Here is a 26,760-nt window from a genome sequence, read left to right on the forward strand (position 1 = left end):
AATGAAAACAATTCTCACAGCCTGTGGTCGGTGTTATCACCGCACCACCAACTATTTAACACTCTTACGCTGCACGATAAAGAAACCGGCAACAAATATTACAGCGGCAAAAACAAGGCTCACCCAAACTTCGCGGGTAAAAATTTCGATAGTGAAATTTGGCATGGCCCCAATGGTTTTGCTTTTAACCGTTTTTGTAGCAGCCTGCAGGTTTGCCCATACCATATTAGGATGGGCATAAGGTATCAGGTAAACATATTGCCATTTAACCCCAAGCGTTATCCAGCCGGCTATCAGGCCCAAAAAGCCAATACCCATTGGTTTTAAAAAATCGCCCCACAACAGGCTCAGCAAAAACTGAATGGATAGAATGCCTAACGAAGCCAAAAACAGTTTGAGATAGAGCTGCCCTAAATAAGCAGCTACGCTGTAATCGGCAAAGTGCAGTTCGGGCTTTAGTATGCCCAATAAATTACCCGTGCAAATAAGCAGCCCGTAAAACAAAAACAGGCATGTAAATAATAAAAACAAAGTATAAAAGTACTTGGCAGCGTATACCCACCATTTGGCTATTGGCAGCGTAAACAGTGTTTTCCAGGTATCAGCTTTGTGCTCAATACTGTTTACCGAGTAGGCTATAAATATTACGTAAAAAGGCAATAGCAAATTACCCATTATGGCGGTAACAATAGCCACATAGCCAAGCCATAACATCATGCCCGGCATTTTAGTGGTATTGGCATCAAACTTATGGGTTGCATAACCTATAAATACCAAACCCACAATAAGTAAGGGCAACACTATTGAACCCCAAAAACCCAGCGTTTTGCGGCTTTTATAAAACTCCGATCGTAGCGATAATATAAATCCTTTCATGCCCCTGCTTTTTGTGTAATGGCTAAAAATAAGGTTTCCAGGTCTTTCTGCACCTTGGTAATGCTATAAACAATAAAGCCATTTTGATTTAACAGGGCATTTATTTGGCCCATTTGCTCTTTACTTTGGTAAGCAATAAATAAGTTATTGGTTTTAGCATCAGCAATATTGTACCCGTTAGCGTTAAGCAGGGCGGTGGCTTCATCCGTTTTGCCGGCCAGCTCAATTTGTACGCGTGGTTGGTTTAGTGCCTCCAGCTCTTCAATACTCCCCTGGAACATCATTTTACCCTGATGAATAATACCCACATGCGTAGCCATCTTATTGATCTCGGCCAGCATATGGCTCGATATGAAAACGGTTTTGCCATGGTCGCGCGCTAATTTTATCAATAACTCGCGCATTTCTATAATACCGTTGGGGTCCAGGCCGTTGGTGGGCTCGTCAAGTATCAATAGTTTTGGGTTGCTTAATAAAGCTAAAGCTATGCCCAGGCGTTGTTTCATCCCGAGCGAATACCTTCCGGCTTTTTTATCAGCGGCAGCGGTAAGTTGTACCAAAGCCAGCATCTCGTTAACCCGGATAGTGGGTACTTGCAGCAGCATGGCACGGTTCTTCAGGTTTTCGCGGCCCGTCATGTGGGCGTATATGGCAGGTTGCTCAATAAGCGAACCGGTTTGGCCAAGTATAGCTTCGCGGTTGGCCTGCAGCTCCTGGTCAAAAATATGTATCGAGCCCGATTCGGGCCTCAGTAAATTAAGTAAGAGTTTGATGGTGGTGGTCTTTCCGGCGCCGTTTGGCCCTAAAAAACCGTAAATGCTCCCGGCGGGGACCCGGAGCGATACAGATTTAACAACCTGCTGGTTTCCAAATGTAAATGATAGTCCTTCAGTATTTATTACCACACTTTTTCTTTTGTTACAGAGCACACGGCTTTGAACAAATGTATGCTTTTATTGAACAAAGATGTACTTTGTGTGTAACATGATCCCTGCAAAAGGTTTTCATGCTGTTTTAACTGGTAACTAACACCCATTATCATGGCAAAAACTACAGGTATTACCATCAATACAAATGGGTTTGAGTTTGTGATGAACTTTTTCATGGTTGATTGTTTGTTATTGTTGATTTTGATGATACAAATGAACTGTAAATACTTTATCCCTTAAAATGTATTAGACCAACAGGCACTAATTGTAGATGAACGGGCTGTACAACCCACCAACGGTTTATCGGTTTTATAAAGTGGTTCATCGTTAAAATACGGGTATACATCTAAATAGTACGCCGGTATCATATTAATTTTTCTATTTTAGGATATTGATTAACGCGATATTTTAAAAATGAAAAAGGGCTGGCAGGTATTTGGGCATACATTTTTTTGGATATGTATGATAGCCTTTTTTTCGCTTATCGTACATAATAACACCAAAATAGACACCAGGGGCTTGGTGGTCATATTTGGCTTATATGGTGTTATCAATATCGGGTTGTTCTATCTCAATTTCCTGGCTTTTATACCGCTGTTTTTAAATCGTAAAAAGTACTTCAGGTACATTTTAATGATTTTGGGGGCCATGCTGGCATTAGGCTTTGTAAAATATGGCGTAGGTTTATGCTTTAAAGGTTATGTGCTAACGCATGAGCGCGGCGGTAAGGTTATTGGCTTTTGGTCGTATTATACCAGCGCGTTTTTTACCAGCCTTATCTTTGTATTTTTAAGCACCGTTTTAAAATTCACCAATGATTGGTTTTTAAACGAACGGGTACAACGCGACCTGGAAAACCAGCGCCTCAGTGCCGAGCTAGCCTTTTTAAAATCGCAGATCAACCCGCACTTTTTGTTCAATTCGCTCAACAGCATATACTCGCTGGCATACCAGCAATCCGAAAAAACACCTGATGCTATTTTAAAGCTTTCCGAAATAATGCGTTACATGCTATATGAGTGTAACGACAATAAGGTTGACCTGGCTAAAGAGATCCAGTACCTGCAAAATTATATCGATCTGCAAAAAATACGCCTCGGCAGCCGCGGCTTTGTTGATTTTGAAATAAAGGGCGATGTTACCAACCAGCAGATAGTGCCGCTATTGCTCATCTCTTTTATAGAAAATGCTTTTAAACATGGCGTGGCCAATAACCCCGAAACGCCTATTTTTATCCGCTTAACCATTGATGCCGCCAAACTCGATTTTATCATTCAAAACCGCAAACACACTTTTAACAAAGACGATGCCGGGGGGATTGGTTTAAATAATGTAAAACGCAGGCTCGATATTTTGTACACAGGCAAGTATGTTTTAAACATCAATAACGGCCCTGATACCTATACTTGCGAATTATCATTAAATTTATAGCCATATGATAAGATGTTTAGTTGTTGACGATGAGCCTTTGGCACTGCATATACTCGAGGATTACATCAGTAAAATTCCGTTCCTGCAATTGGTTAAAGCTACAACTAACCCTATAGAGGCATTGTCGCTGGTGCAGAACGGCGAGGCCGACCTGGTTTTCCTTGATGTGCAAATGCCGGAGTTAACCGGCATACAATTCCTCAAAATAGCTAACGGCAAAGTAAAAGTTATATTAACCACCGCCTACTCACAATACGCTTTGGAAGGGTATGAGTTGGATGTGGTTGATTACCTGCTCAAACCCATCGCTTTTGACAGGTTTTATAAAGCGGCGCAAAAAGCCCAGTCGGTATTGGCGCCCGCTAACGCTTCTGCAAGTTTACCCGCGGTAAAGGAGGCTCCGCAAAAAAACCTGCAAAACGATTTTATTTTCGTTAAAACGGAATACAAAATACAGAAGGTGTACCTGCACGATATTTTGTTTATAGAAGGGCTAAAGGATTATATCTCTATCTACACCCCTACCGAGCGTATTATTACCCTCCAGATTATGAAAAAGATGGAAGAAGCCTTACCCGAGCAACATTTTGTACGGGTGCATAAATCATACATCGTAGCGCTTAATAAGATAGACAGTATAGAGCGCAGCCGCATCTGCATAGCCGATAAGATCATCCCCGTGGGTGATACTTATCGCGACCAGTTCTTCAAGATCATCGACGCTAAGAATATTTAGTGTGAAAAGGAGCGTTATATATGGTTTGTTAGTTTGGCTAATAGGATTTTTTGTTTCTCCATCCTTATTGTGGCTATTTGAATACCCGGGTTTTAATTACGATTATTATATAGAGTGTGGAGTTATATTGTTGATACCATACCTCATTATTACATGTTTAATAATCTACATATCAACAATGTTTAAAGTAAGCGTTTCACTTATAAAGGCCATTCTTTCTGTAATCAATATAATTGTGATTTACCAAGTGTTCAATTTTTTTTCATGGGTTGAACTTAACTTTCGGCTGTATTGCCACATGTTCGTTTATATTGTTGTCCTCTTGGCAGTAATATGGATATTTAAATTAAGGACATCGCCGTTGCCAAAAGAAAGCCGGTCAGAATAAATTTAATAGCTACAAATAATTCAGTAATTCATCGGGTGGCAACACAGTCACCCCGGCATTTTTAAAATCCTTTAAGTTACGGGTTACAATAAAGTCAAGGTTTTCTACCGAGTTCGCGGCGAATATCTGTATCGCATCCTCAAAGTCTTTATGGTTTGATAACAGGCTTTTTTTGATCACATCAAAGTTTACCGGCACAATAGTTAAAAGTTCTAACAGATCGGTCAACGCTTTTCTAAGCGCTGTTTCTTCCATGTATTTTTTTAACAGATAATGGGTAGTGGCAAATGAGTGCGATGATGTATAAAGCTTCACCTTATTTTTCTCAGCAAGGCCAAATAAGCCAATAGCAAATTTACCGAACGGTTGCCTGTTTGCTAACAGGTCTATCAGGATATTGGTATCAACAAAAACCTGTTTCATAAATGCTTATGCTCAAAATAAGCATTCAACTCTTCTTTTTCATCAAAAGACTCAGGCAATTTAACAACACCGGCAATCTTCTTCACTTTCGGAGAAAGCTCTGCCGATCCTTCGTTATCGCTGGTAAGCGTATCCAAATAGTTTTCTATCAGTTCAGATAAGCTGCGGCCTGTTTTTTTGGCATACAACTTAGCCTTTTTAATTACCGTTTCTTCCACGGTTAGTGTGAGTTTGGTTGTCATTGCACGTGTGTTTTAAACAAAAATACGTATTAAGTATATCATTTTCAATTACGTTAAAAATATTTAGCCCAACCTTGTAACTTTTTTGTGTATTTTTCGCCTAATGCTTATGTAACCATAAGCAAATAGCTTTACTCAGTAACAATTAACACCTCAATATGCAATTAAACAAACTCATTGCTTGTGCCTTGGCCGCTGCAACCTTCACCGGGTTTAACGCGAAAGCGCAAAAAGTAGAATTTACAGAATACGATATGCCAAATGGGCTGCACGTTATTCTGCACCAGGATCATAACGCGCCGGTGGTGGCCGTATCGGTAATGTACCACGTAGGTTCAAAAAACGAAGTTGTTGGCCGCTCGGGCTTCGCGCACTTTTTCGAGCACCTGCTCTTCGAAGGCAGCGATAACATCAAAAAAGGCGATTTCATGAAACTCGTATCAGCAAACGGTGGTCAAAATAATGCCAACACCACGCAAGACAGGACATTTTATTACGAGGTATTCCCTTCTAACCAACTGGAAACAGGCTTGTGGTTAGAGAGCGAACGCATGATGCACCCTGTAATTAACGAGATAGGTGTTAAAACCCAAAACGAAGTTGTTAAAGAAGAAAAACGACTTAGCTTTGATAACCGCCCTTACGGCAATGCCATAAACAGCGTTACCGCCGGCGTATTTACCGATCACCCGTATCATTACGGTGTAATTGGCTCAATGAAAGATCTTGACGCGGCCAAACTGGACGAGTTTAAACAATTCTTCCACCAGTTTTACGCGCCAAACAACGCGGTATTAACCATTGCAGGCGATATTGATGTTGCTAAAACTAAAACCCTCATTGACAGTTATTTTGGGCCTATACCTAAAAGTGCGCCGGTAGTTTATAAAAAGGTGGAAGAAAAGCCCATCACCAAACAAATTATCGATACCGCTTATGATGCCAATATCCAGATACCGGCAGTATTAGTTGCCTACCGCGTTCCGGGCCGCGATACCCGCGACTCAAAAATAATGGAAATGATCTCATCTATCCTTTCGGGAGGCTCAAGCTCACGCATGTACAAAAAAATGGTGGATGAGAAAAAGAATGCCCTGCAGGTATTTTCGTTTAACTACGCTTTGGAAGATTATGGTACCTACATTGTTGGCGCCCTGCCAAGCGGCGAAGCCAAACCCGATGGCCTCATCACAGATATGCAGGAAGAGATAGTTAAACTGCAAACTAACCTGATCAGCCCCGAAGATTACCAAAAACTGCAAAACCAGTTTGAGGATAGCTTTGTGAGCGCCAATACCCGCATGCTGGGCATTGCCGAAAACCTGGCTAACGGTTATACCTTTTATCATAAAGATACCAACCACATTAACGAAGAGCTCACCGAGATACGCTCAATAACACGCGAAGAGATAAGGGACGCGGCTAAAAAGTACCTCAACACCAACCAGCGCTTGCTGTTATATTACTTGCCCGGTAAAGGTAAAACCAATTAATTCATAGCCTTAAATACAGACACAACATGAAGAAATATATAATGATACTTGCCGGAGCATGTTTAATGCAATTTGCCCAGGCTCAAAATATCGACCGAAGCCATCCGCCAAAACCCGGTCCGGCGCCGGTTTTAACTATTAAGGACCCTGTTATTTATAAACTGTCCAACGGTATCACCATATTAGTGGTCGAAGATCATCGCCTGCCAAAGGTTTCTGCAACTTATAATATAGATGCGGGCCCGCGTTTAGAGGGCAGCAAAGCCGGCGTGATCTCCCTGATGGGCGATATGCTGAACGAAGGCACTAAAACACTGCCCAAAGCCGCGTTTGATGATGCTGTCGAAAAAATGGGAGCCAACGTTAGCCTGAATGCCAGTGGCGGCAGTGCTTCGGCATTAACACGTTATTTTAAAACAGCTTTCAGCTTAATGGGGCAGGCTTTAAAAGAACCGGCCTTTACCCAGGAATCCTTTGATAAGTTGAAAGTTCAAACGCTTACCAGCATTAAAAACAGTGCTAAAAGCGCCCCTGCAATAGCAAGCCGCATAACTAATGCCCTGGCTTATGGTAAAGACCATCCTAACGGCGAATTTGAAACCGAGGAAACGGTTAAGGCTTTAACCATTCAGGATATCAAGGATGCATACGCCAGCTATATCACGCCATCGCGTGCTTATATTACCATTGTTGGCGATATCAAACCCTTGGAGGCAAAAGCCCTGGTTACCGAAGTATTTGGCACCTGGAAAGGTAAAATATTAACTGTACCTAAATTTGCGACGGTTAATAATCCATCAACAACCGAAATAGATGTAGTTAATGTACCAAGCGCCGTACAATCAGAGATCAAGGTGGTTAACCTGGTTGATCTGAAGAAAAACGATCCCGATCTGTTCCCGGTTTTATTGGCTAACTACATTTTGGGTGGCGGTGCCGAGAGCCGCTTATTTATGAACCTTCGCGAAAAGCATGGCTTTACTTATGGCGCTTACTCAAGTACCGGCTCGGGCAGGTGGCAGTCGCTGTTCAATGCTTCTGCTTCTGTGCGTAATGCTAAGGCCGATAGCGCCATTATGGAATTTTTAAAGGAGATAAAGCGTATACGTACCGAAAAGGTATCGGCCGAAGAACTGGCTAATGCCAAAGCCTTATATGCAGGCTCTTTCGCATTGGGTTTAGAAGATCCTGCCCGTACGGCAACATTTGCCAGCAACATCATCCTGAATGATTTGCCGGCCGATTTTTATAAAACCTACCTGCAAAAGGTAAATGCCGTTACTGCCGATGATATTTTACGTGTAGCGCAAAAATATTTTAGTGCGGGCAACAGCCGTATTACCGTTGCGGGCAATACCGCTCAAATGCTGGATGGCATCAAAAAAATAGGCCTGCCGGTTAAAATGTATGATGCCTATGCTTCTCCCGTTACCGATGCGCCAAAAACAACAGGGTCTGCCATGATGGTGCAGGCGGTTGATGTGGTGAAAGACTTTTTAAAAGCCGCAGGCGGCGCCGATGAATTGAAAAAAGTGAATACCTACTATGCTGCCATGAACATGAGCATGCAGGGAATGGCTTTATCTGCAACGCAAAAACAAATGGTCCCTAACAAAGAGGCCATGGCAGTATCAATGGGCCCCAATGTAATGTTCAAAACGGTATTTGATGGCGAAAAAGGATACCAGATGCAAGGTGGAGCGCAAAAGCCTATGACGGCCGATGAGATAGCATCCAAAAAATTCCATACAGCGTTGATAGATCAGTTAGACTATATAAGTAACCCTGCCTTTAAACTTGAGATAAAAGGTATCCAGAAAGTGGGTGAAGGCGATGCTTACCAGGTACAGGTAACCGATCCTACAGGAAAAGTATCAACGGATTATTACGATATCAAAAGCAAATTCCTGGTACGTCATGAAGGTACAACTGGTACCCAAACCCAAACCATTGATCTAAGCGATTACCGTAAAGTGGGTACAGTAATGTTCCCATACAAATTGGTAACAACAATTGCTGCCGGTGGCCAGGAACAAACCTATACCATGACAGTTGCTGATCTGAAACTGAACAGCGGTGTAACTGCCGATGATTTTAAATAAACACCATTAATATTTTAATGCAGAAAAGCTTGCCGAAAGGCAGGCTTTTTTTGTTTTAATTCCAGCGTCATGCTGAACTTGTTTCAGCAACCCATCCGAAGGTCATAAAACGATATAAGCCTGTAGATGCACAGTCTAACGTAAATTTGAAGGATTTTTATTATTGCCCTAACGCTTTCCTTATCGAGTTTTCGGCTTGTAAAACCAACTGCTCAATTGGCGCGCTGCCGGGTTCAATAGGTTCCTGAACTTTCAGGGTAATATGCTCCATCGCGCTAAGCGGAAAAAAGCCATACCTAACCATCTTCCACGAGTTATCAATGGCTACAGGTACAAGCAATGCTTCAGGGCACTTTTTCAGGATGGTAGCAACACCACCCACCTGGAAACTTTTTAACTGCCCATCCTTTGCCCTTGTACCCTCGGGAAATATCACTGCCGACCAGTTTTTCTCTCTCATCCTGCCCGCCAGCTTCACTATCTCCATTATGGATTGCTTGGTATCCTTACGGTCAATATTAGCGCCACCACCTTTTTTTAAATTGTATGATATGGATGGGATACCTTTAGTGAGTTCTATTTTTGAGATGAACTTGGCATGATGCTTACGCAGAAACCAGATGAGTGGCGGTATATCGTACATACTTTGGTGGTTAGCCAAAAAAATGATGGGCCTATTAACCGGCAGTTTATGCGGGTTGGTAAAGCTTACCCGGTTACCCAATAAATAGCAGGTACCAACAAGGCAAAGGTTCATCAGGTCAACCACATATTTATGTGCCCGGTAACCGCCTATGTTATAAGCCAGCCACTGGCTGGGATGAAATATACCCAACCAAAACCAAAAGAAAAGGTAATAAACAGGGGTCAGTATGTATCCGAAAAACCTATGCATGCTTAGCGCAAAAGTAGTAATTTATGCATAATACAATAACCGCCATTATATCAACTTGTTTTCCAACAACATTAGCTTTACGCGAAGTACGGCTGCAACGGTTAGCGAGTCGGTTATTTCGTTATTACACACCATTTGGTACACTTTTTCAAAAGGTACTTTATGCACCATTAGCTGTTCGGTATCTTCGGGTTCGGCCTCAAACTGCTCTAAACCGCGGGCTAAATAAATAATGCCCAGTTCATCACTTACCGAGTTCGATAAATGTATACGTTGTAATTCGGTCCAGTTATTGGCCTTTAAACCTGTTTCTTCAAGCAACTCCCGCTTTGCCGAATCCAGCGGGTCTGTCCCCAGCGGGCCGCCGCCTTCGGGCATTTCCCAGCTATATTGCCCCAAAGCAAACCTAAACTGGCCAACCAGGTAAGTATTCAGTTCATCATCCAGCGGAAAAACCCCGATAGCGATGTTTTTAAACCTAACCTTACCATAAATACCCGGGTTGCCCGATGGGTTGAGCACCTGGTATTCGGTAAGGCCTATCCATGGGTTATCATAAATTACTTTTTCGGAGGTTATTGTCCAGGGATTTTCTTTAGGGTGGTCCATAATATTTAAAACCGTACAAATGTAGTTATAACAGTTTCGCCGTTAGCAGTGTAGTTTACGCCATTTTTGATATAAGTAGTTGTGCCACCACCTGTTGCAGTATTACTGGTGGTAAACGTATTGTTATCAACAAAAGTAAACAGTTGGTCTGGACCGGGGGACGAGCCCGTAATAGTAGTCCGTAGTGATGTATTGTTATTTGTTAGTATGTATGTGCCTGTATAAGTTATATAACTGCCATTTACAGAGCCATTTAAAATAAAGCTTCCGTCGGGTTTAAATTCAACATAAGAGTTTGCCCCGCCAGAGAGGGCTAAAATTTCCCGATATACTTCAACATTATTAACATAATAAATAGCCAGCTCTTGTGTTATTTTCCATTTGCCAATAATTGTGTTTTCAGAAGTAGAAGATTTTTTACACCCGGTAAAAACGAAAAGTACAATAACTAAAATATATAATTTTTTCATGATGATTATTTAGCCTAATGTAATAAAACTAATCAAATAATAAACCCTACATAGTTTTTGCTGTAACATTGGTATATTTCAACACTCTAAAGGGTATTATGCGTTACTTCCTTTGCATCATCTTTCCACCGGCGGCTGTTTTAACCACCGGGCGCATCGGTGCCTTTATATTGAGTATTATCCTCACCATTTGTTTTTGGTTACCCGGCATTATACATGCCATACTGGTAACACAGGATTACTATGCCGCTAAAAGGCACCGTAAATTGGTACGGGTAATGCGCAGAAACGGTTACGCTTAAACAAAAAACGCCCCGGTGTAAACGGAGCGTTTAAATATTTATCGGGGCTTAGTTATAAACCAAACGCGGCTTTCACTTTATCTACATAATCCAGTTTCTCCCAGGTAAACAATTCCACCTCGAAGGTTTTTGCTGAGCCATCGGGCAGGGTAAACGTTTTGGTTACCGTTTGCGGCTCTTTACCAAAGTGACCGTAAGCAGCGGTTTCGCTATAAATAGGGTTACGCAGTTTAAAGCGGGTTTCAATGGCGTAAGGTGTCATGTCAAACAGGCTTTCCACTTTCTCAGCTATCTGGCCGTCTGTTAATTTTACTTTAGCGGTACCATAAGTGTTTACATAAATACCCATTGGTTTAGCAACACCAATGGCGTAACTAACTTGTACCAATATCTCATCGGCTAAACCGGCAGCAACCAGATTTTTAGCAATGTGGCGTGTTGCGTAAGCAGCAGAGCGGTCAACCTTTGATGGGTCTTTGCCCGAAAATGCACCACCGCCGTGCGCGCCTTTACCGCCATAAGTATCCACAATAATTTTGCGGCCTGTTAAGCCGGTATCACCATGCGGGCCGCCAATAACAAATTTACCTGTTGGGTTAATGTGGTAAACAATATCATCATTAAAAAAGTGACCATATTTAGGGTATTTGCTTTTTACACGCGGAATAAGGATACCAATAATGTCTTCACGGATCTTGGCAAGCATTTTAGCTTCTTCGTCAAAATCATCGTGCTGGGTTGATACAACAATGGCATCAATACGCACCGGCTGGTTATCATCGCCATACTCCAGCGTTACCTGCGATTTTGCATCAGGGCGTAAATACTTAATATCGCTGTTTTCGCGGCGTATCGCGGCAAGCTCCAATAATATAGCGTGGGCAATATCCAATGCCAATGGCATATAGTTATCAGTTTCAACGGTAGCGTAGCCAAACATCATACCCTGGTCGCCCGCGCCTTGTTCTTCTTTTGTTTTGCGGTCAACACCCTGGTTAATATCCGGTGATTGCTCATGTATAGCCGATAGCACACCACATGATGAGCCATCAAACATATATTCGGCCTTGGTGTAACCAATTTTGTTGATCACATCGCGGGCTATTTTCTGTACATCAAGGTAAGTTTTAGATTTTACTTCGCCGGCCAAAATAACCTGCCCGGTAGTAACTAAAGTTTCACAGGCAACCTTTGATTCAGGGTCGAATGCCAGAAAATTGTCAATTAATGCATCCGAAATTTGATCGGCAACTTTATCCGGGTGCCCTTCTGATACCGACTCTGAAGTAAATAAATAAGACATAATTTTTTAAAATTTATTGATATACGAAAGAATAGACGGCAAGAGAGGGATTGGAGGTAAAAAAAGAAGCGGTTTTTTAGCACTTTTTTACGTGGTTGCAATCCGGCCCTAAGGCTTTCCAAATCAGTCCACTTTCGTGCGGCTAAGTTAAAACAATTTTATAAAAGTCAAAAATACAAGTACTTTTGCGCCGCTTATAATACAGAGATTGAAAAAGAGAGCATTATTTATAATTAACCCTGTTTCGGGCGGCAAAAACAAGGATAGCGTACCGGGTCTGATAGGTAAACATTTCGACAAAAACAGCTTTGATTATACCATTGTACATAGCACGCTCGAAAAGCCCATCCGCACCATAGCCAAAGAAGCTATGGCCGGTTATGATATTATTGTAGCCGTGGGCGGCGATGGCACAGTTAACGAGATCGCATCGGCAATAGCCGGAACAGATAAAGTATTGGCTGTTATACCTTACGGCTCGGGTAACGGGCTTTCGCGCTTTTTACAGATACCGATGGATCCCGTTAAGGCTATTGCTGCCATTAATGAGGGCCACACCCAAATTATGGATGCCGGTAAGGTAAATGGCCAGTGGTTTTTTAACATGGCAGGCATAGGGTTTGATGCCCACATCAGCGAAGTGTTCGCCCGTACTAAACACCGGGGCTTTAGGTCGTACTTTGAGTCGTCGGTAAAAGAGATCTCAAAATATAAGGCGAAAGATTACCACATAGAAATTGATGGTGATGTTTATGAGAGGAATGCATTTATGCTCTGCTTTGCCAACTCATCACAATTTGGCAACAATGCACACGTATCGCCCGATGCGTCCCTGCACGATGGTTTGATAGATGTAGTTATTGTAAAGCAATTCCCCGTTATCCGCTTATTGGAAATGGGCCTGCGTATGCTGTTTAAAAAGGTAGAGAGTTCAAAATACGTACAAATAATACGTGGCCGCGATATAAAAGTATCCCGCAAAGGCGATGGCCCCTTGCACCTGGATGGCGAGCCGCAAATTACCGGCCCCATACTCGAAATAAAAGTAGTACCCAACGCGTTAAATGTAATAGTAGGCGCCAATTATAAACCCTGAGTTAAATTTGCATGTCGAAAAAAAATAAAAACATTACCGGCGTTGTTTATTCTACCGACCCGGGTTTTCAATATAACGTTGAGCATGATAACGCATCCGAAGCATTGCCGGCCCAGCAGCAAAACCTTAAAATATACCTCGATCGCAAAGGCGGCGGCAAATTGGTTACCCGTATAACAGGTTATGTTGGCCCGGCTGATGAACTTGAGGCCATCGGTAAAAAGTTGAAATCGAAATGCGGCGTCGGCGGATCGGTAAAAGACCATGAAATACTCATTCAGGGCGATTTTAGGGACAAAATTTTAACCCTTCTCATTCAAGACGGATACAAGGCTAAAAAAGCGGGCGGATAAACTTTTTAATAAGTGGTTTATTTTTTTTATTCTTTATGGAATCCGCTTCCTCATTTGCATCTCTATCTATATTGTACTAAAGCGATGGGCTGCCAGTATCGTTTTAGTTACAAATAAATTTTAATGTATTGTTTGCGTTTGTAAAAAAAAATGGTTTGTATTGTAGAAAATTGTATCCAAAAAATACAATAATTTTATTTTCTATCGTTCTTTAATCACCATTTGTAAACCACGCCAATATTAATTTATTGTAAACAATGAGGTAAAGCGGTTTTTTTTACCCATTAATATTATAAATTTGCTATCGGCACATAACAGCGCATTAATTAACTTACATTTATAAAACTAAAAACTAAAACTAAATTTTAAAGTAATGGCAAACGCACCAGCACCAAAACCAACTACCGTTAAAAAAGAAAGCTCAGGAGCAGCGAGCATGTTTTCATCGCTGGCTATACCTATTTGTTTTGTAGTAGCATTAGCTACGTTCATTCTCGTATTGGGAAATGGAAGTCACTTTAAAGGTGGCGACCCTGAGTCTGATCCAACTGATATCTTCGGTATCATTCACAAAGGTGGGGTAATTGTACCTATCATCATGACCATGTTATTAATGGTAATCGTTTTCTCTATCGAGCGTTTTGTTGTTATTGGCAAAGCTTCTGGTTCAGGTAGTGTTGATTCTTTTGTTAAAAAAGTACAAGCATTCTTAAACGCCGGTAATATCGAAGCTGCAAGTGCAGAGTGCGATAAACAAAAAGGTTCGGTTGCTAACGTAATCAAATCAGGTTTGAAAAAATACCGCGAAATGGAATTGGAAACCAAACTTGACGTAGATCAGAAAACTTTGGCTATCCAAAAAGATATCGAAGAAGCAACTTCATTGGAAATGCCAATGTTAGAGCAAAACTTAACTATCATTGCTACATTGGTATCTATCGGTACATTGATGGGCTTGTTAGGTACTGTAATCGGTATGATCAAGGCCTTCAAAACACTGGCAACATCAGGTGCTCCAAACCAGGCCGATCTTTCTGCTCACATTTCTGAAGCGTTGATCAACACTGCGTTAGGTATCAGTACATCAGCTTTATCAATCATCATGTATAACATCTTTACATCTAAAATTGATAAATTGACTTATGCTATTGACGAAACAGGCTTTAGCATCGTTCAAACATTTGCTGCTTCACATAAATCAGCAAGCCATTAATAGTGCGGAATGAGTAAAGGCACGGCTAACCCCGAGCCTGTATCTGACCTAATTTCTCACTAATAATAATTTAAACAGAATATGCCAAGAGTTAAAATAGCACGTAAAAGTACAGCCACCGACATGACAGCCATGTGCGACGTAGCTTTCCTTTTGCTAACATTTTTCATCCTAACATCCAAGTTTAAAACAGCAGATCCGGTTCCGGTTGATATTCCGGGTTATACCAAAACTGTTGTTTTACCTGAGGATAATATTGCTACACTCACAATAGGCCAGGGTAAAGTGTTTTTTGGTGTTGAAGGTATACCTATCCGCAAGCAAATGCTTGAAGAGGTTGGTAAGATCTACAGCATCACATTCACTCCCGAAGAAACTAATACGTTTGTTACCATGCCAACATTTGGTATGCCAATAGCCCAGTTAAAAGGTTATTTAAGCATGGATCCTGATAAACGTAAAGAAATTCAGCAACCCGGTATCCCTACGGATTCGGTAAGTAATGAATTGTTCAACTGGATAAAACAAGCCCGCGTTGCCGATGTAGTATTAAATCAAAAAGCTTTGCGTATCACCATTAAAGGTGATGCAAGACAAGAGTACCCAACCATTAAAACGGTTATTGCTACTCTGCAAAAGCAAAAAGTTAACAAATTTAGTTTAATTACAGCGCTAAAAGCGGCGCCTAAATAACATACAATGGCAGAATTAGACACCTCCGGCGGGGGTAAGCATAAAGGTGGCAAGGTTCGCTCGAAAAAAGCGTCAACCCGCGTGGATCTAACCGCGATGGTTGATTTGGCTTTCTTGCTTATCACCTTCTTTATGCTAACTACAACCTTATCCAAATCAAAAGCGATGGATATGGTTATGCCCGATAAAGATGATCAAAAGAAAGATGAGCTGGCAGTAGCTGAATCAAGAACGATGACCATTCTTTTAGGTAGCCACGACAAAATTGAGTGGTATATGGGTTTACCCGGAAAATCGACACCAACAATTGATAATTTTGGTAAAGACGGTTTACGCAAAGCCCTTATAGAAAATGGTAATAAAGTTAAAGCAGAACATGGCGGACAGCCGATGATTGTTTTGATTAAACCGAGCGATAAATCAAACTACGCTAACTTTGTTGCAGCGCTTGATGAGTTGAACATTACAGGTATCGATATCCACGCTGTTGTTGATATTATGCCTATAGAAGTGGAAGACTTAAAAAAGAACGGGTTGTATTAATTACAACAAAAGAGATAATTAACTGTTAAATAAATAGTAAAGCCAAAAAAAAATGTTTGGAGACAAAATAGATATTTTCAATCCCGAATGGCTTAACGTCGTGTTTAAAGGTCGTAACCAGGCTTACGGAGCTTACGAACTGCGCAAAGAGAACCCTAAAAATACCAATAAGGCGCTCATTATTGCTGTGGCATCGTTTGTTATCGTACTGGCCAGCCCGACCATTTATAACGTTGTTATGGGATTCATTCCGAAAAGGGATGAAAAGGTAAAAGTTACCGATGTGGTACTTTTGCCACCGCCACCAATTGATCAAACTAAACCACCACCGCCGCCACCAAAGGAGCCTCCGAAACCCAAGGTTGACCAGGTTCGTTTCCCTCCTCCGGTTGTAAAACCCGATAACGAGGTACGCGAAAAAGATCCGCCAACTGATAAGCAATTAGAGGTAGCAGATCCGGGTCCGAAGGAACAAAAAGGTGATCCGAATGCACAGATACGTGTTGATGAGCCGGTAGGTAATGCCGATGTTCAGGCAGTAACTGAAGGCGATGGAAACCAGATATTTACCGCGGTTGAGGTTGAGCCTGAACCGGCAGGAGGTATGCAGAAGTTTTATGACTTCCTGGGTAACAAAATTAAGTACCCTAATGCGGCAAAAGAAGCCGGTACGCAGGGAAGAGTTATTTTACAGTTCGTTGTTGAAAAGGACGGTAGTTTAACAGATATTAAAGTTATGCGCGAACCAGGTAATGGTTTAGGAGACGAGGCAACCCGTGTTCTTAAATTAGCACCTAAATGGAAACCGGGTATCCAAAACGGAAAACCGGTGCGTGTACAATACACTATCCCGGTTAACTTTAGCCTGGGAGATCAGTAAAAATTGATGCTAAGTAATCAAGAAAAGCAGAAATCGCTCAAAAGGCGGTTTCTGCTTATTTTAGGATTGTTGGTATTTGGCTCATTAGCCATTTTGGGCCTTGTACTTATTTTTTGGAATGGGATGCCTTTGGACATGCCAAAAACTACAAGGCAGTTATTTGGCGGAGTAATGATCATTTACGCTTTGTTGCGTTTTCCGCGATTGCTAAGAAAAGATACCAATGAAAAATAAAGGCTTTTACATATTGTCGTTTTTATTAGTACTGGCTTTAGGCTTTGGCTGTGATGCCCCCGCCCGGCAAGACAAAGGTACAGACGGCTTTATAGAAGGTACAACCAGGTTTGTTGTTGATGAATCGTTCGCTCCAATTGTTGATGAAGAAGCCTACGTTTTTAAGGCTTTGTATAACAAGGCAAAACCTCAGTTTATCAATACATCAGAACGCAATGCCTTAAACCTATTTTTAACCGACAGTATTCGTATTGCTATTTTGGCCCGCAACTTAAGGCCCGATGAGCAAAAATTGCTGAAAAGCAAAACCCTCACTGCCGAAATAAATTTATTTGCATACGATGCCGTTACCCTGATTGTAAACAAAGAATCAGCAGATACCATCACTTCGGCAGGCGAAATAAAAAAAATGCTTAATGGTCAGACAAAAACAGACAGAAATATTGTTTTTGATAATCCTAACTCAAGCATAACAAGATATTTGAAGGAGTTTTCGGGCAACCAAACCCTTCAGCAAAAAAACATTTACGCCCTTAAATCAAACGTTGAAGTGATTAAGTACGTGAGTGAACATAAGGATGCGATAGGCTTTGTAAGCTTTACCTGGCTGAATGATCCCGACAAATCATACGCCGACCTGGTTGGAAAAGTTAAAATTGTTGGTGTCAGCAATGAGTCATATAAAGAAGATACCAAAACTTGCTTTAAACCATCGCAAACAACACTGGCTCTAAAACAATATCCGCTTATCAGGCCTTTATATATAATTAACAGTACGGGGCGCACCGGTTTAGGCACAGGGTTTGCGGCATTTTTAGCAAGTGAAAGGGGGCAGCGTATTATTTTACGATCGGGAATTTTGCCTGATTCAATACCGCCACGGGAAGTAATAATGGGTAAATAAATTTTTTAATATAATAGTGAACCATGAAATTAGTAAATAAAGCAGCTATTGTTGCACTTGGCCTTAGTTTAGCAGGCACGGCGAGCTTTGCTCAAAGCCTGGCAGATGCAAAAAAAGCGCTGGATGCCGAACAATATCAGAAAGCGAAAAGCATGTTGAAAAACCTGACGGTTACTCAGCCCACAAAAGATGAAAACTTCTTTTACCTGGGCTTAGCATATATTGATCAGGATTATACTGATTCTGCACGTATAGTATTCAATAAAGGTATTGCCATCAATCCAAAATCGGCATTAAACTATGTAGGTTTAGGAACAGTTGATCGTTTGGAGAAAAATCTGCCATCGGCTAAAGCCAACTTTGAGAAAGCCATGCTTATGGCCGGTAAAGATGCAAAGCCATATATATACGTAGCTAAAGCTTATGATTATGTTAAACCTGGCGAAGTAAAACCACAGGTAGCTCCCGATCCGCTTTCGGCTTTAGCTGTTTTGGATAAGGCAAAAGTATTTGGCGCTAAGGATCCTGATTATTTTGTTGCAATAGGCGATGCCTACCGCGCTCAAGGTAATAGCAGCCAGGCATATATCAATTATACTTCGGCACAAGGTCTTGATCCAAATAGCCCTAAAATATTGGTTAACCTGGGTGTATTGGTTAAAAATGCCAATAACTTTGATGATGCTATTGTGAATTTCCAGGCTGCACTGGCTAAAGACCCAAGCTTTGGGCCTGCTTACCGCGAATGGGCAGAAACCAACTACTTGCAGGCTAATGCCGATAAAAAGAATGCGATAGCTAAAGACAAAGAAGCCGTTGAGCATTACAAAAAATACCTTGACCTTACCGATAGGTCTATAGAATCTCGCCTGCGTTATGCCGACTTTTTGATATCGGCCCACGATTATAAAACATTGGAAGCTGAAACTAATGATATGGCTAAAACAGAAGGCTCAAACCTGCGTGTTTACCGTTATTTGGGTTATTCTGCTTATGAGAACGGGAATTATGCTGCAGGTTTAACCGCCATTAATAAATGGTTAAAAGAAGCTGATCCAAAACGTATCATACCACAAGACTACCTGTACCTGGGCCGTTTACAAATGAAATCAGGTCAGGATTCATTAGGTATTGTTACTTTGCAAAATGTTGTTGCACAAGATAGTACACAGGCTGCTTTATACGGCGAGATAGCAAAAGCATATTACGGTAAAGGTAAATACCTGGATGCAGCTAAAGCTTACGATGCTTACATACATAAAAGCAGAAATGGTATTTTATTGAGCGATTATATTTCAATGGGCTATAGCTATTACCTTGCCTATGGTAACCAGGAAGATGCCGAAGCCAAAACTCATATTAAGGCCGATACCAGCTTACTATCAAAAGCCGATACCGCGTTTGGATATGTAAACGCTAAAATTACAGCAGGTGGTAAACCGGCAAATGCGGGTATTGTGCAATATCGCGCCATGGTTGCCGATGCCCGTGAAACCGATAGGGCCAATAACTATAAAGGTTATGCCAAGCCTTATTATGAGCAATACATAGGCCTGGTTGCACCAACCAACCCTACCGATGATAAAACTAAAAAATCATTATTTAACGCTTACGCGTATTTAGGATATTACTATGAGTTTGTTGGCAAAGATGATGCAAAAGCATTAGAGAACTGGACAAAGGCCAAGGACCTCGACCCAACCAACAAGTCGGTGCAGGCCTACTTTACCCGTAAGGGCGGTGCGGCTGGTAAAGGCAAATAATTACAGCATTTTTAAAAGGCATCAGTTAACTAACTGATGCCTTTTTTATTTAACGTCTTCACACTATATTTGCCGCATGGAATCAACAAGTTTACCGGTTAATTATCTCCCTATCATTTTCCAGATGTTGGTGGCATTGGGTTTTGTTATTACAACCATGTTTGTTACCCACAAAATTGGGCCTAAACGTGTTACCGCTGATAAACTGAGTACTTTTGAATCGGGTATCGAGGTTATTGGTAACGCGCGTACTCCCATCTCCATCAAATACTTCCTGGTAGCTATACTGTTTGTATTGTTTGATGTGGAGGTTATTTTTATGTACCCATGGGCTGTTAATTTTAAAGACCTTGGTACACAGGGAATGATCGAGATGTTCATTTTTATGGGAACATTGCTACTTGGCTTTATATATATCCTGAAAAAGGGTGCATTAGATTGGGACTAATTTAGATTGATTCCAAATACCCTCACTTAGTGTTTTTTTGACACTGTTGAAACGATAATATGCTAATTTTGTACTCATCCTGTAAGGGATGAGTTTTTATATTTTGAGTTATGAGTGATATTCAAATTGTTGAAGCCCCACCGGGTGTTGAAGGATCGGGATTTTTTGCCACCAGGCTTGATGAAGCCGTGGGTTTGGCACGTTCATACTCATTATGGCCATTGCCATTCGCAACATCATGCTGCGGTATTGAGTTTATGGCAACCATGGGTTCGCACTATGATCTTTCCCGCTTTGGTGCCGAGCGTCTTAGTTTTTCGCCACGCCAGGCCGATCTTTTGATGGTTATGGGAACGATTGCAAAGAAGATGGCGCCCGTTTTACGCCAGGTTTACCTGCAAATGGCCGAACCCCGTTGGGTAATGGCTGTGGGTGCATGTGCATCAAGCGGTGGCATATTTGATACCTATTCAGTTTTGCAGGGTATTGACGAGATCATCCCCGTTGACGTTTACGTTCCAGGATGCCCGCCACGCCCCGAAGCCATTATTGATGGTTTTATAAACATTCAAAAACTGGTACAAACAGAATCAGGTCGCCGTCGCGAGGATCCTAAATACCAGGAATTATTAGCTAAATACGGAATCCTATAATAATGGGCAAAATATCTAACGAAGAATTGCTTCAAACATTGGTTGCAAAATTTGGCGATAAGATAAGCCAACTGGGCGACCCTTACGGTTTGCTCACCATCGAAACAACCCGCGAGAGCATCATCAGCATATTGAGCTTTTTGAAAGTCGAGCAAAACTTTATCCACCTTACCGATATTACCGCTATTCATTACCCTGAGTTGGAAAAGCCTTTCGGGGTTATTTACCATGTTCATAACCTGGCAGGTGGTATCCGTATCCGCATCAAAGTATTTTTAACTGCCGATGATGTACACATCCCGACAGCGAGCGAGATATGGGAAGGCGCCAACTGGATGGAACGCGAAACGTACGATTTCTTTGGGATCATATTCGATGGCCACCCCGATCTGCGCCGTATTTTAAATGTTGATGATATGACAGCCTTCCCGATGAGGAAAGAATATCCTTTGGAGGACCCTAACCGTATTGATAAAAAAGATTATTTCTTTGGAAGATAAAAATGCATAATCACCTTCTAATATCAGATAACGATCCGCAAAATGAGCTTTCAACGCTCAACCTCGGGCCAACGCACCCTGCCACGCATGGCGTGTTCCAGAATGTGCTGCAGTTGGATGGCGAGCGTATAGTAAGCGGCGTATCTACCATAGGTTATATTCACCGTGCTTTTGAAAAAATTGCCGAACACAGGCCATTTTACCAGATAACACCACTTACCGACCGTTTAAACTACTGCTCATCACCCATCAACAACATGGGCTGGCACATGACGGTTGAGAAAATGCTGAAAATAGAAATGCCAAAACGCGTAGACTATATGCGCGTTATTGTAATGGAGCTTGCCCGTATTGCCGATCACATTGTGTGTAATGGTGTGTTAGGTGTAGATACCGGCGCTTTCACCGGCTTTTTATATATGATGCAATGGCGCGAGCACATCTACGAAATTTATGAAGAGATCTGCGGCTCACGCTTGACCACAAACATTGGTCGCATTGGCGGTTTTGAACGTAACTTTAATCATATTGCTTTTGATAAGATAAGGGTATTGCTGGATAAGTTCCCGGCAGTGTTGAAAGAGTTTGAAGCATTGTTTAATCGTAACCGGATATTTGTTGACCGTACCAAAGACGTTGCCCCTGTAACTGCAGAAACCGCGTTAAGCTATAGCTGGAGCGGCCCGATACTACGTGCTACCGGTGTTGACTATGACGTGCGTGCGCAAGAGCCTTACAGCTCATACCAGGATTTTGATTTTGAAGTACCCGTTGGTACCAATGGCGATGTTTACAACCGCTTTTTGGTGCGTAACGAAGAAATGTGGCAGAGCCTGCGCATGATTGAGCAAGCGATGGACAAGATATCGAAAGAAGACCCGACAATATTCCATGCCCCTGTACCTGAGTTTTACCTGCCTCCAAAAGAGGAAGTTTACAATAACATGGAAGCTTTGATCTATCACTTTAAAATTGTGATGGGCGAGATTGATACCCCAAAAACCGAAGTATATCATTCGGTTGAAGGTGCTAACGGCGAGCTTGGTTTTTACTTGGTTAACGATGGTGGCCGCTCGCCATACCGTTTGCATTTCCGCAGGCCAAGTTTTATCAATTACCAGATGTACGCGCCAATGAGCCGCGGCATGGTACTTTCTGACGCGATTATTAACATGAGTAGTTTAAACGTTATAGCCGGAGAATTAGATGCTTAGAGTTGAAGACACCATACAAACCCCGGTAGAGTTTTCGGCCGCACTCATTGCCAAATTTGACGATGTAGTAAGCCGTTATCCGGAAGGAAAACAAAAAGCAGGTTTGCTGCCTATATTACACTTGGTACAGGCCGAATTTGGCTGGGTAAGCGCTCCTGCAATGGATAAAGTTGCTGCCTACCTCAACATACAACCTGTTGAAGTATATGAAGTGGCTACATTTTATACCATGTATTTAATGAAGCCACAAGGCAAATACTTTTTAGAGGTTTGCCGCACCGGCCCTTGCTGCCTTAACGGTGCCGAAGATATAATGAAATACATTGAGCAAAAGCTGGGTGTAAAAGAAGGTGACGTTACTCCCGACGGCTTGTTTAGCTGGCGCGGTGTGGAGTGCCTTGCTGCCTGCGGCTTTGCCCCGGTATTGCAAATTGGCCCCGAATATACTTTTTACGAAAACTTAACGCCGGCCTCTGTTGATAAGCTGGTGGCGGACTTAACAGCTCAAGCAAAAAACTGATAGCACAATGGGACGCAAATTACTTTTAGAACATATAAACGTACCGGGCATCGAAACTTTTGATGTTTACCGCTCAAAAGGTGGCTATGATGCTGTTGCCAAAGCCCTCAAAATGTCAACCGACGATATTGTTGAGGAGGTGAAGAAATCAGGCCTGCGTGGCCGTGGTGGCGCGGGTTTCCCTACCGGGATGAAGTGGAGCTTTTTGGCTAAGCCCGAAGGCAAAGCACGTTACTTAGTATGCAACGCTGATGAATCTGAGCCGGGAACGTTTAAAGACCGTTATTTAATGACATACATCCCTCACTTATTGATAGAGGGAATGATCATCGGTAGCTATGCTTTAGGTGCGAATGTATCTTACATCTACGTACGTGGCGAAATGATGCCACAGATCCGCATTTTGGAGAAAGCCATCGCGGAAGCAAAAGCAAAAGGATTTTTAGGTAAAAACATATTAGGCTCGGGTTACGACCTTGAACTTTACGTACAACCCGGCGGCGGCGCCTACATTTGCGGCGAAGAAACCGCGCTGATTGAATCGCTGGAAGGCAAGCGTGGTAACCCGCGCATCAAACCTCCATTTCCGGCTATCGCGGGTTTATGGGGTTGCCCTACCGTGGTAAACAATGTGGAATCTATTGCGGCTATCGTACCCATCATTCGCGATGGTGGCGATGAGTACGCTAAAATAGGTATTGGCCGCAGTACAGGTACCAAGCTGATATCTGCATCGGGTAACATCAATAAACCCGGCATTTACGAAATTGAATTAGGTGTATCAGTAGAAGACTTTATCTACTCCGACGAATATTGCGGTGGTATCCCTAACGGCAAGCGTTTGAAAGCGGTTGTTGCAGGTGGTTCATCAGTACCAATTTTACCGGCTAACCTCATTCTGAAAACAGTAAATAACCAACCGCGGTTAATGAGCTACGAGTCATTATCCGATGGTGGGTTTGCTACAGGTACTATGATGGGCTCAGGGGGCTTTATCGCTTTTGATGAGGACCAGTGTATTGTGCGCAACACCTGGAACTTTACCCGCTTTTACCACCACGAAAGCTGCGGACAATGTTCGCCTTGTCGTGAAGGTACAGGCTGGATGGAAAAAGTATTGCACCGTTTGGAATATGGCCACGGTAAATTAAGCGATATGGACCTGTTGGTTGATGTATCGAAAAAGATAGAAGGTAATACCATTTGTCCGTTGGGTGACGCGGCAGCATGGCCTGTGGCCAGCGCTATTCGTCACTTCCGTGATGAATTTGAATGGCACGTGACCAATGGAGCAGAAGCTACAAGCAGGAACTATGGTTTAGCTCATTACGCTGATCCGTTGCCGGTGTTAGAACCTGCTCCGGCAGCGGGCTAACAAACAAGACCGTCATTGCGAGGAACGAAGCAATCCTCGATTGATAGGTAGGCGTTAATACATAGTTTAGGATTGCTTCGTGCCTCGCAATGACGAGATGGAAGATATAATTTTGACTTAAAATGAAGGTTACAATAGACGGAATAAGCATTGAAGTACCGGAAGGAACAACCATCCTGAATGCCGCGAGGCAGATAGGTGGCGATATAGTTCCGCCTGCAATGTGCTATTATTCCAAGTTGGAAGGTAGTGGCGGTAAATGCCGCACCTGTTTGGTTAAAGTAAGCAAAGGATCCGAAAAAGACCCGCGCCCTATGCCAAAGCTCATCGCATCATGCCGTACCGGTGTGATGGATGGTATGGAAGTGCAAAACATTACCTCGCCCGAAGTGATCGAGGCGCGTAAAGGTATTGTGGAGATGTTACTGATAAACCACCCGCTGGATTGCCCTGTTTGCGACCAGGCAGGCGAATGTCACTTACAAGATCTGGGTTACGAACACGGCCTGGCCAAAACCCGTTACGAGTTTGACCGCCGTACTTTCCACAAAATAGATATTGGCGATAAGATACAACTACACATGACGCGTTGCATACTGTGCTATCGTTGTGTATTTACTGCCGACCAGATTACCGACCACCGTATACATGGCATTTTAAACCGTGGAGACCACTCAGAAATATCGACCTACATTAAAGCTGCCGTTGATAACGATTTCTCCGGAAACGTAATTGATGTATGCCCTGTAGGCGCCTTAACCGATAAAACCTTCCGCTTTAAAAACCGTGTATGGTTTACTAAACCAGTTGATGCCCACCGCGATTGCGATCACGAAAAGTGTAACGGTAAAGTAACCCTTTGGTACAAAGGCGAGGATGTGATACGCGTTACCGCCCGCAAAGATGTTTATGGTGAGGTTGAAGAATTTATTTGCAACACCTGCCGTTTTGATAAAAAGAAAACAGCCGATTGGGTAATTGAAGGCCCGCGCCAGATATCAAATCATTCGGTGATCAGCTCAAATCATTACGAAACTTTGCACCCACTGCCGGTGGTTAAAACAAACCCGCTGTTGGTTGAGGCAAATAAAGAACAGTTTGAACGTACAACACGCTTATAAATGGAATTAAGTTTAGTAATAGAGAAATTTATATTGGTTGCCATCATATTCGGCATCAGCCTGGTGGTGGCCATGTACTCCACCTATGCCGAGCGTAAGGTAGCAGCCTTTTTCCAAGACAGGGTTGGTCCTAACCGCGCCGGTCCGCTGGGGATATTGCAGCCTTTAGCCGATGGTGCCAAAATGTTTATGAAAGAAGAGATCATCCCCACAAGGGCGAGTGGTTTACTCTTCATTGTTGGCCCGTCATTAGCAATTCTTACTGCCTGTATTGGCACCGCGGTTATTCCTTGGGGGCAACAGATCGTAATAGGTTCAAATCTAATTGACCTGCAGGTTACCGATATTAACGTTGGCGTATTGTACCTTTTCGGAGTAGTTTCGTTAGGTGTTTATGGCGTAATGATAGGCGGCTGGGCATCAAACAATAAATACTCATTGCTTGGCGCAATACGTGCGGCATCACAAAATATCAGTTATGAGATAGCAATGGGTTTATCCATCATCGCCTTATTGATGATCACCGGAACCTTAAGCTTGCGCGAAATTACTGAGCAACAACACGGCTTTTGGGCACACGGTTATTTTACCTGGAACTTTTTTAAACAGCCTGTAGGCTTTATACTGTTTATGGTTTGTGCTTTCGCGGAGACCAATCGTACACCGTTCGACTTACCTGAGTGTGAGACCGAACTTGTAGGGGGTTACCATACCGAGTACTCATCAATGAAATTAGGTTTTTACCTGTTTGCCGAGTATATCAACATGTTCGTATCATCGGCAGTAATGGCAACCTTATATTTTGGTGGTTACAACTACCCGTATATGGATGCGGTGAACAACGCTTTGGGTGGAACCTGGGGCCCGCTGTTTGGCGTAGGTGTATTATTCCTCAAAATTGTATTGTTCATTTTCTTCTTCATGTGGGTGCGCTGGACAATCCCGCGTTTCCGTTATGATCAGTTGATGGATTTGGGTTGGAAGATCCTCATCCCGTTGGCTATTGCCAACATTGTTTTAACAGGTTTAGTAAGTACGTTTTTAAAATAGG

General features: G+C 42.4%; 31 protein-coding genes. 22 read left to right on the forward strand and 9 right to left on the reverse strand.

Features of this window, described 5'->3' with window-relative positions; translation table 11 throughout:
- Positions 1-51: 51 nt before the first annotated feature.
- From KXQ82_RS12195 to KXQ82_RS12205, 3 genes are read right to left on the reverse strand one after another with little or no spacing between them, the layout of a single operon-like run.
- Positions 52-876 carry an ABC transporter permease gene (locus KXQ82_RS12195; protein ID WP_219488653.1) on the reverse strand — a complete coding sequence of 275 codons (825 nt, stop codon included), beginning with the start codon at positions 874-876 and terminating at the stop codon, positions 52-54.
- Positions 873-1,781 carry an ABC transporter ATP-binding protein gene (locus tag KXQ82_RS12200; protein WP_219488654.1) on the reverse strand — a complete coding sequence of 303 codons (909 nt, stop codon included), beginning with the start codon at positions 1,779-1,781 and terminating at the stop codon, positions 873-875. The genes KXQ82_RS12195 and KXQ82_RS12200 overlap by 4 nt, the downstream gene beginning before the upstream one ends.
- Positions 1,775-1,981 carry a hypothetical protein gene (locus KXQ82_RS12205; protein WP_219488655.1) on the reverse strand — a complete coding sequence of 69 codons (207 nt, stop codon included), beginning with the start codon at positions 1,979-1,981 and terminating at the stop codon, positions 1,775-1,777. The genes KXQ82_RS12200 and KXQ82_RS12205 overlap by 7 nt, the downstream gene beginning before the upstream one ends.
- A 238-nt stretch (positions 1,982-2,219) precedes the next feature.
- Between KXQ82_RS12205 and KXQ82_RS12210 the strand changes: the two genes are divergently transcribed.
- Positions 2,220-3,236: a sensor histidine kinase gene (locus KXQ82_RS12210; protein ID WP_219488656.1), complete on the forward strand. Its 1,017-nt coding sequence runs from the start codon at positions 2,220-2,222 to the stop codon at positions 3,234-3,236.
- Positions 3,237-3,240: 4 nt separating this feature from the next.
- On the forward strand, positions 3,241-3,972 hold the full coding sequence (locus tag KXQ82_RS12215) for a LytR/AlgR family response regulator transcription factor (RefSeq protein WP_219488657.1): 732 nt from the start codon (positions 3,241-3,243) through the stop codon (positions 3,970-3,972).
- Between the two features lie 397 nt (positions 3,973-4,369).
- Here the strand turns inward: KXQ82_RS12215 and KXQ82_RS12220 are convergent, their stop codons facing one another.
- Positions 4,370-4,783: a type II toxin-antitoxin system VapC family toxin gene (locus KXQ82_RS12220; RefSeq protein ID WP_219488658.1), complete on the reverse strand. Its 414-nt coding sequence runs from the start codon at positions 4,781-4,783 to the stop codon at positions 4,370-4,372.
- A complete protein-coding gene (locus KXQ82_RS12225) occupies positions 4,780-5,025 on the reverse strand; it encodes a DUF6364 family protein (protein WP_219488659.1) in 246 nt (81 codons plus the stop codon). The genes KXQ82_RS12220 and KXQ82_RS12225 overlap by 4 nt, the downstream gene beginning before the upstream one ends.
- Before the next feature lie 158 nt (positions 5,026-5,183).
- Here KXQ82_RS12225 and KXQ82_RS12230 point away from each other — a divergent pair, with 158 nt between their 5' ends.
- A complete protein-coding gene (locus KXQ82_RS12230; protein WP_219488660.1) occupies positions 5,184-6,518 on the forward strand; it encodes a M16 family metallopeptidase in 1,335 nt (444 codons plus the stop codon).
- Between the two features lie 26 nt (positions 6,519-6,544).
- Positions 6,545-8,620, forward strand: coding sequence for a M16 family metallopeptidase (locus KXQ82_RS12235; protein ID WP_219488661.1), 2,076 nt, complete (start codon positions 6,545-6,547; stop codon positions 8,618-8,620).
- Between the two features lie 160 nt (positions 8,621-8,780).
- Here KXQ82_RS12235 and KXQ82_RS12240 read toward each other — a convergent pair whose 3' ends face one another.
- The 3 genes from KXQ82_RS12240 to KXQ82_RS12250 are packed head-to-tail and all read right to left on the reverse strand — an operon-like array spanning position 8,781 to position 10,594.
- Positions 8,781-9,515 carry a lysophospholipid acyltransferase family protein gene (locus KXQ82_RS12240; protein ID WP_219488662.1) on the reverse strand — a complete coding sequence of 245 codons (735 nt, stop codon included), beginning with the start codon at positions 9,513-9,515 and terminating at the stop codon, positions 8,781-8,783.
- Between the two features lie 45 nt (positions 9,516-9,560).
- Positions 9,561-10,124 carry an NUDIX domain-containing protein gene (locus KXQ82_RS12245; protein WP_219488663.1) on the reverse strand — a complete coding sequence of 188 codons (564 nt, stop codon included), beginning with the start codon at positions 10,122-10,124 and terminating at the stop codon, positions 9,561-9,563.
- Between the two features lie 5 nt (positions 10,125-10,129).
- Positions 10,130-10,594: a hypothetical protein gene (locus tag KXQ82_RS12250; protein ID WP_219488664.1), complete on the reverse strand. Its 465-nt coding sequence runs from the start codon at positions 10,592-10,594 to the stop codon at positions 10,130-10,132.
- A gap of 98 nt (positions 10,595-10,692) precedes the next feature.
- Between KXQ82_RS12250 and KXQ82_RS12255 the strand changes: the two genes are divergently transcribed.
- A complete protein-coding gene (locus KXQ82_RS12255; RefSeq protein WP_219488665.1) occupies positions 10,693-10,896 on the forward strand; it encodes a YqaE/Pmp3 family membrane protein in 204 nt (67 codons plus the stop codon).
- Between the two features lie 52 nt (positions 10,897-10,948).
- Here the strand turns inward: KXQ82_RS12255 and metK are convergent, their stop codons facing one another.
- On the reverse strand, positions 10,949-12,199 hold the full coding sequence (gene metK / locus KXQ82_RS12260) for a methionine adenosyltransferase (protein ID WP_219488666.1): 1,251 nt from the start codon (positions 12,197-12,199) through the stop codon (positions 10,949-10,951).
- A gap of 208 nt (positions 12,200-12,407) precedes the next feature.
- On the opposite strand from metK, the gene KXQ82_RS12265 reads away from it, so the two are divergent.
- From KXQ82_RS12265 to nuoH, 17 genes are all read left to right on the forward strand, one after another.
- The gene (locus KXQ82_RS12265) at positions 12,408-13,295 is read left to right on the forward strand and encodes a diacylglycerol/lipid kinase family protein (protein WP_219488667.1); all 888 of its coding nucleotides are present in this window, start codon (positions 12,408-12,410) and stop codon (positions 13,293-13,295) included.
- Between the two features lie 11 nt (positions 13,296-13,306).
- The gene (locus KXQ82_RS12270; RefSeq protein ID WP_219488668.1) at positions 13,307-13,648 is read left to right on the forward strand and encodes a translation initiation factor; all 342 of its coding nucleotides are present in this window, start codon (positions 13,307-13,309) and stop codon (positions 13,646-13,648) included.
- A 373-nt stretch (positions 13,649-14,021) separates the two neighbouring features.
- A complete protein-coding gene (locus KXQ82_RS12275; RefSeq protein WP_219488669.1) occupies positions 14,022-14,861 on the forward strand; it encodes a MotA/TolQ/ExbB proton channel family protein in 840 nt (279 codons plus the stop codon).
- Between the two features lie 81 nt (positions 14,862-14,942).
- Positions 14,943-15,554 (forward strand): ExbD/TolR family protein, encoded by a 612-nt coding sequence (locus KXQ82_RS12280; protein ID WP_219488670.1) that lies wholly within the window; start codon positions 14,943-14,945, stop codon positions 15,552-15,554.
- 6 nt (positions 15,555-15,560) lie between these two features.
- Entirely contained in the window at positions 15,561-16,097 is a 537-nt protein-coding gene (locus tag KXQ82_RS12285) for an ExbD/TolR family protein (protein WP_219488671.1), read from the forward strand.
- 52 nt (positions 16,098-16,149) lie between these two features.
- A complete protein-coding gene (locus tag KXQ82_RS12290; RefSeq protein WP_219488672.1) occupies positions 16,150-16,977 on the forward strand; it encodes an energy transducer TonB in 828 nt (275 codons plus the stop codon).
- A gap of 6 nt (positions 16,978-16,983) precedes the next feature.
- Positions 16,984-17,211 (forward strand): hypothetical protein, encoded by a 228-nt coding sequence (locus KXQ82_RS12295; RefSeq protein WP_219488673.1) that lies wholly within the window; start codon positions 16,984-16,986, stop codon positions 17,209-17,211.
- A complete protein-coding gene (locus tag KXQ82_RS12300; RefSeq protein ID WP_219488674.1) occupies positions 17,201-18,115 on the forward strand; it encodes a PstS family phosphate ABC transporter substrate-binding protein in 915 nt (304 codons plus the stop codon). Before KXQ82_RS12295 ends, KXQ82_RS12300 begins: the two co-directional genes overlap by 11 nt.
- Positions 18,116-18,138: 23 nt before the next feature.
- Positions 18,139-19,878 (forward strand): tetratricopeptide repeat protein, encoded by a 1,740-nt coding sequence (locus KXQ82_RS12305; protein WP_219488675.1) that lies wholly within the window; start codon positions 18,139-18,141, stop codon positions 19,876-19,878.
- Positions 19,879-19,954: 76 nt separating this feature from the next.
- Positions 19,955-20,326, forward strand: coding sequence for an NADH-quinone oxidoreductase subunit A (locus tag KXQ82_RS12310; protein WP_219488676.1), 372 nt, complete (start codon positions 19,955-19,957; stop codon positions 20,324-20,326).
- A 110-nt stretch (positions 20,327-20,436) separates the two neighbouring features.
- Positions 20,437-20,979, forward strand: coding sequence for an NADH-quinone oxidoreductase subunit B (locus KXQ82_RS12315; protein WP_219488677.1), 543 nt, complete (start codon positions 20,437-20,439; stop codon positions 20,977-20,979).
- A 2-nt stretch (positions 20,980-20,981) separates the two neighbouring features.
- Complete coding sequence (locus KXQ82_RS12320; RefSeq protein WP_219488678.1) at positions 20,982-21,479, forward strand: NADH-quinone oxidoreductase subunit C; 498 nt, start codon at positions 20,982-20,984, stop codon at positions 21,477-21,479.
- Positions 21,480-21,481: 2 nt separating this feature from the next.
- A complete protein-coding gene (locus tag KXQ82_RS12325; protein WP_219488679.1) occupies positions 21,482-22,693 on the forward strand; it encodes an NADH-quinone oxidoreductase subunit D in 1,212 nt (403 codons plus the stop codon).
- Positions 22,686-23,213 carry an NADH-quinone oxidoreductase subunit NuoE family protein gene (locus tag KXQ82_RS12330; RefSeq protein WP_219488680.1) on the forward strand — a complete coding sequence of 176 codons (528 nt, stop codon included), beginning with the start codon at positions 22,686-22,688 and terminating at the stop codon, positions 23,211-23,213. Before KXQ82_RS12325 ends, KXQ82_RS12330 begins: the two co-directional genes overlap by 8 nt.
- A 7-nt stretch (positions 23,214-23,220) precedes the next feature.
- Positions 23,221-24,588, forward strand: a complete 1,368-nt coding sequence (nuoF, locus tag KXQ82_RS12335) for an NADH-quinone oxidoreductase subunit NuoF (RefSeq protein ID WP_219488681.1) — start codon at positions 23,221-23,223, stop codon at positions 24,586-24,588.
- A gap of 122 nt (positions 24,589-24,710) precedes the next feature.
- Positions 24,711-25,709, forward strand: coding sequence for an NADH-quinone oxidoreductase subunit G (locus KXQ82_RS12340; RefSeq protein WP_219488682.1), 999 nt, complete (start codon positions 24,711-24,713; stop codon positions 25,707-25,709).
- Entirely contained in the window at positions 25,710-26,759 is a 1,050-nt protein-coding gene (gene nuoH, locus KXQ82_RS12345) for an NADH-quinone oxidoreductase subunit NuoH (RefSeq protein ID WP_219488683.1), read from the forward strand. It abuts the gene before it with no gap.
- Position 26,760: the final 1 nt, after the last annotated feature.

The sequence above is a fragment of the Mucilaginibacter rivuli genome, assembly GCF_019391655.1.
GTDB lineage: Bacteria > Bacteroidota > Bacteroidia > Sphingobacteriales > Sphingobacteriaceae > Mucilaginibacter > Mucilaginibacter rivuli.

What these genes read in the sequence shown, in the direction of transcription:
- KXQ82_RS12195 (WP_219488653.1), bottom strand. Translation starts at nt 876, where the DNA reads ATGAAAGGATTTATATTATCGCTACGATCGGAGTTTTATAAAAGCCGC.
- KXQ82_RS12205 (WP_219488655.1), bottom strand. Translation starts at nt 1,981, where the DNA reads ATGAAAAAGTTCATCACAAACTCAAACCCATTTGTATTGATGGTAATA.
- KXQ82_RS12210 (WP_219488656.1), top strand. Translation starts at nt 2,220, where the DNA reads ATGAAAAAGGGCTGGCAGGTATTTGGGCATACATTTTTTTGGATATGT.
- KXQ82_RS12215 (WP_219488657.1), top strand. Translation starts at nt 3,241, where the DNA reads ATGATAAGATGTTTAGTTGTTGACGATGAGCCTTTGGCACTGCATATA.
- KXQ82_RS12220 (WP_219488658.1), bottom strand. Translation starts at nt 4,783, where the DNA reads ATGAAACAGGTTTTTGTTGATACCAATATCCTGATAGACCTGTTAGCA.
- KXQ82_RS12225 (WP_219488659.1), bottom strand. Translation starts at nt 5,025, where the DNA reads ATGACAACCAAACTCACACTAACCGTGGAAGAAACGGTAATTAAAAAG.
- KXQ82_RS12230 (WP_219488660.1), top strand. Translation starts at nt 5,184, where the DNA reads ATGCAATTAAACAAACTCATTGCTTGTGCCTTGGCCGCTGCAACCTTC.
- KXQ82_RS12235 (WP_219488661.1), top strand. Translation starts at nt 6,545, where the DNA reads ATGAAGAAATATATAATGATACTTGCCGGAGCATGTTTAATGCAATTT.
- KXQ82_RS12240 (WP_219488662.1), bottom strand. Translation starts at nt 9,515, where the DNA reads ATGCATAGGTTTTTCGGATACATACTGACCCCTGTTTATTACCTTTTC.
- KXQ82_RS12245 (WP_219488663.1), bottom strand. Translation starts at nt 10,124, where the DNA reads ATGGACCACCCTAAAGAAAATCCCTGGACAATAACCTCCGAAAAAGTA.
- KXQ82_RS12250 (WP_219488664.1), bottom strand. Translation starts at nt 10,594, where the DNA reads ATGAAAAAATTATATATTTTAGTTATTGTACTTTTCGTTTTTACCGGG.
- KXQ82_RS12255 (WP_219488665.1), top strand. Translation starts at nt 10,693, where the DNA reads ATGCGTTACTTCCTTTGCATCATCTTTCCACCGGCGGCTGTTTTAACC.
- metK (WP_219488666.1), bottom strand. Translation starts at nt 12,199, where the DNA reads ATGTCTTATTTATTTACTTCAGAGTCGGTATCAGAAGGGCACCCGGAT.
- KXQ82_RS12270 (WP_219488668.1), top strand. Translation starts at nt 13,307, where the DNA reads ATGTCGAAAAAAAATAAAAACATTACCGGCGTTGTTTATTCTACCGAC.
- KXQ82_RS12275 (WP_219488669.1), top strand. Translation starts at nt 14,022, where the DNA reads ATGGCAAACGCACCAGCACCAAAACCAACTACCGTTAAAAAAGAAAGC.
- KXQ82_RS12280 (WP_219488670.1), top strand. Translation starts at nt 14,943, where the DNA reads ATGCCAAGAGTTAAAATAGCACGTAAAAGTACAGCCACCGACATGACA.
- KXQ82_RS12285 (WP_219488671.1), top strand. Translation starts at nt 15,561, where the DNA reads ATGGCAGAATTAGACACCTCCGGCGGGGGTAAGCATAAAGGTGGCAAG.
- KXQ82_RS12290 (WP_219488672.1), top strand. Translation starts at nt 16,150, where the DNA reads ATGTTTGGAGACAAAATAGATATTTTCAATCCCGAATGGCTTAACGTC.
- KXQ82_RS12295 (WP_219488673.1), top strand. Translation starts at nt 16,984, where the DNA reads ATGCTAAGTAATCAAGAAAAGCAGAAATCGCTCAAAAGGCGGTTTCTG.
- KXQ82_RS12300 (WP_219488674.1), top strand. Translation starts at nt 17,201, where the DNA reads ATGAAAAATAAAGGCTTTTACATATTGTCGTTTTTATTAGTACTGGCT.
- KXQ82_RS12305 (WP_219488675.1), top strand. Translation starts at nt 18,139, where the DNA reads ATGAAATTAGTAAATAAAGCAGCTATTGTTGCACTTGGCCTTAGTTTA.
- KXQ82_RS12310 (WP_219488676.1), top strand. Translation starts at nt 19,955, where the DNA reads ATGGAATCAACAAGTTTACCGGTTAATTATCTCCCTATCATTTTCCAG.
- KXQ82_RS12315 (WP_219488677.1), top strand. Translation starts at nt 20,437, where the DNA reads ATGAGTGATATTCAAATTGTTGAAGCCCCACCGGGTGTTGAAGGATCG.
- KXQ82_RS12320 (WP_219488678.1), top strand. Translation starts at nt 20,982, where the DNA reads ATGGGCAAAATATCTAACGAAGAATTGCTTCAAACATTGGTTGCAAAA.
- KXQ82_RS12325 (WP_219488679.1), top strand. Translation starts at nt 21,482, where the DNA reads ATGCATAATCACCTTCTAATATCAGATAACGATCCGCAAAATGAGCTT.
- KXQ82_RS12330 (WP_219488680.1), top strand. Translation starts at nt 22,686, where the DNA reads ATGCTTAGAGTTGAAGACACCATACAAACCCCGGTAGAGTTTTCGGCC.
- nuoF (WP_219488681.1), top strand. Translation starts at nt 23,221, where the DNA reads ATGGGACGCAAATTACTTTTAGAACATATAAACGTACCGGGCATCGAA.
- KXQ82_RS12340 (WP_219488682.1), top strand. Translation starts at nt 24,711, where the DNA reads ATGAAGGTTACAATAGACGGAATAAGCATTGAAGTACCGGAAGGAACA.
- nuoH (WP_219488683.1), top strand. Translation starts at nt 25,710, where the DNA reads ATGGAATTAAGTTTAGTAATAGAGAAATTTATATTGGTTGCCATCATA.